The sequence below is a fragment of the Pontibacter sp. HJ8 genome (assembly GCF_054824225.1).
In genome coordinates this window covers 1-6,462 of record NZ_JSYF01000150.1, presented here as the reverse complement: position 1 = coordinate 6,462, position 6,462 = coordinate 1, and the positions used below count along the sequence as shown (strand labels likewise).

The window sequence follows — 6,462 nt, the reverse complement described above, 5'->3', positions numbered from 1 at the left end:
TCGTTTTAATCTGAGTTTAATCTTCTATACCTACCTTCATCACACAATAACCAAACAAGCTGCTTATGATGCACTACCATTCATACGAAGACCTCATTAAAAACAACCTGACTTGGGCAGAAGAGAAACTGCAGCAGGACCCGGGCTATTTTCAACAATTAGCGGCAGGTCAAAAGCCTCCCTTTCTTTTCATCGGCTGTTCGGATAGCCGGATGCCACTCAACAGCTTTACCAAAACCGAGCCAGGCGAACTGTTCATCCACCGTAATGTAGCCAACCAGGTCTCCCTGACCGATATGAACCTACTGGCCGTGCTGGAATATGCCGTAGAGGCGCTGGGAGTTCAGCACATTGTCATCTGCGGACACTACTGTTGCGGTGGTGTGGAAGCAGCTTACCGGGGTACTGCCACAGGTGTGGTCGAGAGCTGGGTAAACCCGATTCGCGAGCTATACCTGCAGAACAAGCAGGAGCTGGACCAGATACCAAACGAGACGGAGCGATTGAACCGCCTGGCTGAATACAATGTGTTGGCGCAGGTACGGAACATCTGCAAAACCTCCGTGATGCACCGGGCCTTTAAATCCGGAAAATATCCGAAAGTCCACGGCTGGGTGCTGGACATCAAGTCAGGCCACATCATCGATCTACCCCTACCGCTGCAGGAGTGGAAAGAGCTAGGGCTCGTTCCTACCACTATCTGATCCGGTAGCGGGCACGACAAAACTTTTCAACTGCCGGTACGTCTTAGGTATAATTTTATATCTCTATAGTTTTATACCCTATTGGAACCAGCAGCAAAGCCTTTGTTACTTCGCCGGATCGTTTACCCCTTCCAGGAGTTTGCCCGTGCCCAGGCCCGGAGCGGCCTCCTGGTTTTGTTTTTAACCTTAGTGGCACTTGCCTGGCTCAATTCACCCTGGGGCTATACCTACCAGCAAGCCTGGCATTCGCCTCTGACCATAGTCTTTGGCAAATTTCAATTATCCAGGCCTTTTTCCTTCTGGATCAACAGCACTCTGATGGCTGTTTTTTACCTGGTCATCGGGCTGGAGGTCAAACGCATGTACCGATCCGGTGAGCTGGCGTCTTTCCGGAGCGCCGCCTTTCCGATAGCTGCGGCCATAGGCGGTATGACTGCATCGGCCGGTGTATACCTATACTTTACCCATGGCCTGGAAACTCAAAGAGGCTGGGGTATACCGCTGGCAACGGATGTAGCTTGCGCCTTAGCCATGCTGGCCATGCTCGGGAAAAGTGTTCCGTTTTCTCTCCGGCTGTTTCTCTCCTCGCTTGCCATACTTCAGTCAATCGGCTCCCTCCTGCCCACGGTTATACTGTATAGCACGGTGACAAATCTGCTGGCCTTGTCTGTGGGCACCGGTATATTCGGATTGCTGGTCGTATTACGGGCTTTGCGCAACCGCAGCATGTGGCTATACCTGTTGCTGGGACTGGTCATGTGGGCTGCTTTGCTGGTAGCGGGTGTAAATGCTGCTGTAGCAGGTGTACTGCTGGCGCTGGTCATCCCGGTTCGTTCGCGGGTAAGGGAAGAAGAATTTATCAGCACAGCCGATGATATTTTGGGAGAACTTCATGCACTGCATAGGATCAAACGCGCGGATCCCGAAGAAGAAACAGAAGAAGACTACCAGGCTACCGTCCATACCTTGAAGGCAAACTGCAGCAGGTCTTTATCGCCGTTGCGCAGGCTGCTGCACCAGCTGCTTCCATGGGCAGCCTATTTTGTGTTGCCACTGTTCGCACTTTCAACTGCTGCTTTTGCCTACAACAGTTTTGAACTGGGAGATCTTTTGGGGCCGGTTCCGCTAGGTATATTCATGGGGCTGGTAGTCGGAAAGCCCATAGGTATACTGCTTTTCAGCTGGATTGCCTCCGTGCTCAAAGTGGCAACCAAACCGCACGACATCACCTGGCCGCAGGTAGTGGGCGCCGGTCTGCTGGCAGGTACAGGTTTTACGATGTCTCTCTTTGTCGCTTTGGAAATTTTTGAAGGCAACAATCTGATGACGATTATAAAAATCAGCATCCTATGCGCTTCAGCTGTAGCCGCTGTGGCGGGTTTTCTGCTTCTTTCGCTGGTTGTGAAAGAGTAAATTTACTTCGGGCGAGCAGGTTTACTTCCACAAAAAAACTGATACGTTTTCGTATCAGTCCTTTCCCTATACAGCATAAGCTCAAATAGTATAGATATTCGGCCTTTTTAGATTAGTGCGGCGAGGGATGCAGAAAAGGCCTTACAGACTCCGCGTAGGTATCAAAAGCTTCTACAGTAGTCAGAATGTGATCAGGATAGGTAAGGGCCGTCAGCTTTCCGCCGAACACGCAACCGGTATCGATGTTGATCGTGTTGTTTTTCCAGCTCGGCTCCTGAACCGGCGTATGCCCGTATACTACTACCGCTACGCCTGAATATTCGGCTGCCCAGTCGAGTCGCACCGGCAGTCCGTGCGCATCCAGTTCACCGGTCGTAGGGCCGTAGAGACAAAGGTCGCGCACAGATTTGCTGTGACGACCGTGGAGGCGCTCCTCCAGTCCGGCATGTGCGATTACCAGTCGTCCTTCATCCAGAATTATGTGATGGGGCAGGTGACCCAGAAATTGTCTCACCCGATCGTGAAAGGCTTTATCATACTTTTCGAGTTGGGCCATGGTCAGTTCCAACCCATGCCGCACCTGCACATTCCGGCCCATCAGTTTCCGGTATAATTTATCGTCGTGGTTGCCACTTACACAAAGGGCCACATTCTGGTCCACCATGTCCATCACGAGCCGCAGTACTTCGGGCGAATTGGGGCCTCGGTCTACCAGGTCACCTACAAACAAAGCCATGCACCCGGAAGGGGGCAGCACGATATACCTGTTGCTTTCCTTATCCTCGTCTACCTGGTAGCCTAGTTTTAGCAGCAAAGTCAGCAACTCGTCAAAGCAACCGTGCACGTCTCCTATAATGTGAAAGTGACCATGCAGATTCTTCAAAATCAAATTGCCACTCCTGTCTGGTTCTTGTATCATAAAAAAATCTCCTGCAAACATCCCATCTTAACTCAACCTGTATAATAACTTAAAAACAGGGCTTCTGGTTAGACTACAGGCCACATTTTTGATAAGTTTTTTGCACAGTTTGGCCTCCGGTTACTTGAGCGCGGCATTAAATCTTGTTACTTTAGCTTTTTCTAAAACTTCGGCCGACAGGAGCCTTTCGTTTCCAATGCCTTATCTCAAAAAGTTTAAAATTCCGCTTCTCTGGTTACGACGGCACACCTCTTCCCGTGAATTTGTACTGATATCCAGTGTATTGGTAGGATTAACTGCCGGTCTGGCTGCCGTCGCACTCAAGACGCTGGTACACTACATTCAGGTTTTGCTGGCTTATGGCAACCGCCTGCTGGAGCAGCCGCTTTGGCTGGTAGTGTTTCCACTGATTGGTATCCTGCTGGTTGTTTTCATGGTGCAGGTGCTGTATAGCGGCTTACTGGGTCGGGGTACGGCCAGCATCCTGCACATTATCTCGCAGAAATCAAGCATCGTGGAGTCGCACAAAATGTATTCGCACGTACTCACCAGCGGTATTACGGCAGGCTTTGGCGGATCAGCAGGTCTCGAGTCACCTATTGTGGTCACCGGCTCAGCCATCGGCTCCAACTTCGGACGCGAATATCACCTCAACTACCGGGACCGTACTTTGCTGCTGGCCTGTGGTGCGGCGGCAGGTATAGCCGCAGTGTTCAATGCACCCATAGCCGGTGTGCTGTTCGCCATAGAGGTTCTGCTTACCGATATCAGCATCTCGGCTTTTATTCCGCTGATTATGTCGGCTGTAGTGGGCGCCCTCTGCTCCCGGATCATCCTGCGGGAAGAAATTCTGTTTTTTGCTGACCAGGTTAATGTTTTTGAAGCATCCCATGTGCCTTTTTATGTGCTGTTAGGTCTTCTGACCGGATTGATGTCTGTCTATTATAGCCGCTCGGCCTGGCGCATGGAAGCTCTATTTGAGCCATACCAGCACCAGCCTTACCGCCGCGCCCTGATCGGTGGTACTTTGCTGGGTCTGCTCATCATGCTTTTCCCGCCGCTGTTTGGCGAAGGCTACAATAGTATCAAATTGTTGGAGAGCGGGAATGCTGCCAGCCTGCTGCAAGACAGCTGGCTTTCATTTTTTGGTACAAATGAGTGGCTGCTGCTCTGTTTTGTAGGTATGCTGGCGCTCGTAAAAGTTGCAGCCACCACCTTTACCATTGCAGGCGGTGGCAACGGCGGAAATTTTGCTCCTTCCATGTTTGTGGGAGCCCATACCGGCTTCTTTTTTTCGCGGCTCACCAACATGTTGCAGATAAGCACTATCCCGGAAAGCAGCTTCACGATAGTAGGTATGGCCGGAATCCTGAGTGGCGTGATGCATGCGCCCCTTACCGCCGTTTTCCTGATAGCCGAGATCTCGGGCGGGTACACCCTCATGATTCCGCTGATGATCGTATCGGCCACGGCCTACGCGCTCGTCAAGTACTATGAGCCATTCTCACTCGACACCAAAAAACTTGCTCAGAAAGACGAACTGCTGACCCCCAATAAAGACAGAACCGTGCTGCGTATCCTGCAGATCCGGCATCTGGTTGAAACAGATTTTCATACCGTAACGCCGGATACAACTTTGGGCGAACTGGTGCAAGTCATCGCCCACTCGCGCCGGAATATTTACCCGGTTGTGGATGAAGAACAAAAACTGAAGGGCATCATCCTGTTGGAAAATGTGCGGGAGATCATGTTCAAAACCGAAAAGTATGACCTGGTGCAGGCCAGAGAGCTGATGATCAAACCTCCGGATATCGTACAGGCTACAGATACCATGACGGAGGTGATGAAAAAATTTGACGAAACCGGTGCCTGGAACCTGCCCGTGTTAAATAAAGAGCAATACATCGGGTTCGTTTCCAAATCAAGTATCTTCACGAAATACCGCAAACTACTTATCAAAACAACAGCGAATTAAAAGAGTTAGAGAGTTTTGGAGTTTTGGGGATGGGTTGGGTATGGCTATATGTTCCTTGTCAATTGATATTGGTAATGTTTTCTGAGCCGATCTCATTAGTTTTGCCGGAGGTAGTGAATGAGGTTTTCAATCCTTCATAACTTTCTAACTCCTAAACTTTCTAACTCCCCAACTCCTAAACTCCCATCATTTTCTGTCCGGATTTTCCAGATCGGCTCCAAAGCTCTCAACCCCTGCTGCACTTCGGAAACCGCTCATCAGGCAGTCCTTCCAGTAATTAAAAACTGAGCGGTGTTTCGCCCGTTCGACTTGTATGTTGCCAACTCGTAGTTCCTCTCCTTCTTTCGGATTATCGGATTTTATCACCACCTTGTTGGCTACCTTGGAGAGTACTTTCTTGCCAAACGATTGCCGCTTATCCTCGTCCTTGGTGAGTATGTCGACTTTAAAATCTGTATAGCGCACATAGAGTTTGCCCGTCGCCTTGTTACGGTAAAGCTGCAAGTCGACCTCACTTTGCTGCAGCTGCCCTGATTTTATACTCATAAAAGCAGTGGGTTCCAGGATAGGATTCAGAGTTGCGGGATTGCCCGGGCCAAGGGTAGCTTGTATGGTATGGTAAGCATTTGGGTCCAGCAGGTCAAGGCGTACGGTCATGGCAATAGGCACGTCGCCATTGATATTGGCCTTGGCCTCCACTACAGCCGGCTTTTTGGCAGACATCCGTTCCTTATCATTCGTGACATTCGTGATCGTAATGTCCATATTTTCAAGCCGGATTACTCCTTTCTCCGTAGCCTCCGGAGCCAGCTCTTCGTAACGGATGCGCATACCCTCTACCTTGATTTCAGGGAGTGCTATACCTGTCTTTAGCTCCTGAACAAAATCATGTGGCAGGGGCTTATTTCCTTTTTGGGGGAAATTCTTCCGGTCCATGTATACACGAAGGCTTGGCTTCTTCAACGCCACAAGTTCAGCTACCAGGTGATTATACCGGGAATGCAGGCGATAGTCTATGCCGCTGATATTGATTTCAGGAACCTCGGCATGCAACGTTGACACGGCTCTGCCTTTACGCTGTGCCAGTTCTGCATTTTTGAGCAGGGGAATCACCCGGAGGTTGCCGATATTGAGGGTTCCATCAGCCGTATTTGCTTTCACTGCGCCCGCCTGTATGCGGTAAGTGCCCTCCTTCAATAAAAAAGTAGCTTTACCAGATTGCAAGTCCATGCTTCGGGCGTAGTAAGCCCTGTTGTCCTGGTGGAATGAGGCAGAGTCGAGTTTCAGGTCCTTTACTTCAATCCTGAAGTTTTCGAGCGAAATCTTATCTGTAGCCGCTTTTCTGCTTTGCCTGATCCGCAAAGTTCCATCCTCAAGGTTGATCCTTTTAATTCTAAGGTCTTTGGCAATGCCCTGCAGGGATGCATGCAGGGGCTTGTGCTGATGTGTGG

At 50.2% G+C, this 6,462-nt stretch carries 5 protein-coding genes; 3 read left to right on the top strand and 2 right to left on the bottom strand.

The features are described from left to right. Window positions 1–65: 65 nt before the first annotated feature. The gene (locus tag OB13_RS07955; protein WP_461489626.1) at window positions 66–704 is read left to right on the top strand and encodes a carbonic anhydrase; all 639 of its coding nucleotides are present in this window, start codon (window positions 66–68) and stop codon (window positions 702–704) included. Window positions 705–785: 81 nt separating this feature from the next. Continuing rightward, window positions 786–2,117 carry a Na+/H+ antiporter NhaA gene (gene nhaA / locus OB13_RS07950; protein ID WP_461489625.1) on the top strand — a complete coding sequence of 444 codons (1,332 nt, stop codon included), beginning with the start codon at window positions 786–788 and terminating at the stop codon, window positions 2,115–2,117. Window positions 2,118–2,229: 112 nt separating this feature from the next. On the opposite strand, the gene OB13_RS07945 is transcribed toward nhaA, so the two are convergent. After that, entirely contained in the window at window positions 2,230–3,036 is an 807-nt protein-coding gene (locus OB13_RS07945) for a metallophosphoesterase (RefSeq protein WP_461489624.1), read from the bottom strand. A gap of 196 nt (window positions 3,037–3,232) precedes the next feature. On the opposite strand from OB13_RS07945, the gene OB13_RS07940 reads away from it, so the two are divergent. Then, the gene (locus tag OB13_RS07940) at window positions 3,233–5,011 is read left to right on the top strand and encodes a chloride channel protein (protein ID WP_461489623.1); all 1,779 of its coding nucleotides are present in this window, start codon (window positions 3,233–3,235) and stop codon (window positions 5,009–5,011) included. Between the two features lie 186 nt (window positions 5,012–5,197). Here OB13_RS07940 and OB13_RS07935 read toward each other — a convergent pair. After that, window positions 5,198–6,462, bottom strand: a 1,265-nt coding sequence (locus tag OB13_RS07935; RefSeq protein ID WP_461489622.1) for a hypothetical protein, incomplete at its 5' end; no start/stop codon positions are given.

What these genes read in the sequence shown, in the direction of transcription:
- OB13_RS07955 (WP_461489626.1), top strand. Translation starts at nt 66, where the DNA reads ATGATGCACTACCATTCATACGAAGACCTCATTAAAAACAACCTGACT.
- OB13_RS07945 (WP_461489624.1), bottom strand. Translation starts at nt 3,036, where the DNA reads ATGATACAAGAACCAGACAGGAGTGGCAATTTGATTTTGAAGAATCTG.
- OB13_RS07940 (WP_461489623.1), top strand. Translation starts at nt 3,233, where the DNA reads ATGCCTTATCTCAAAAAGTTTAAAATTCCGCTTCTCTGGTTACGACGG.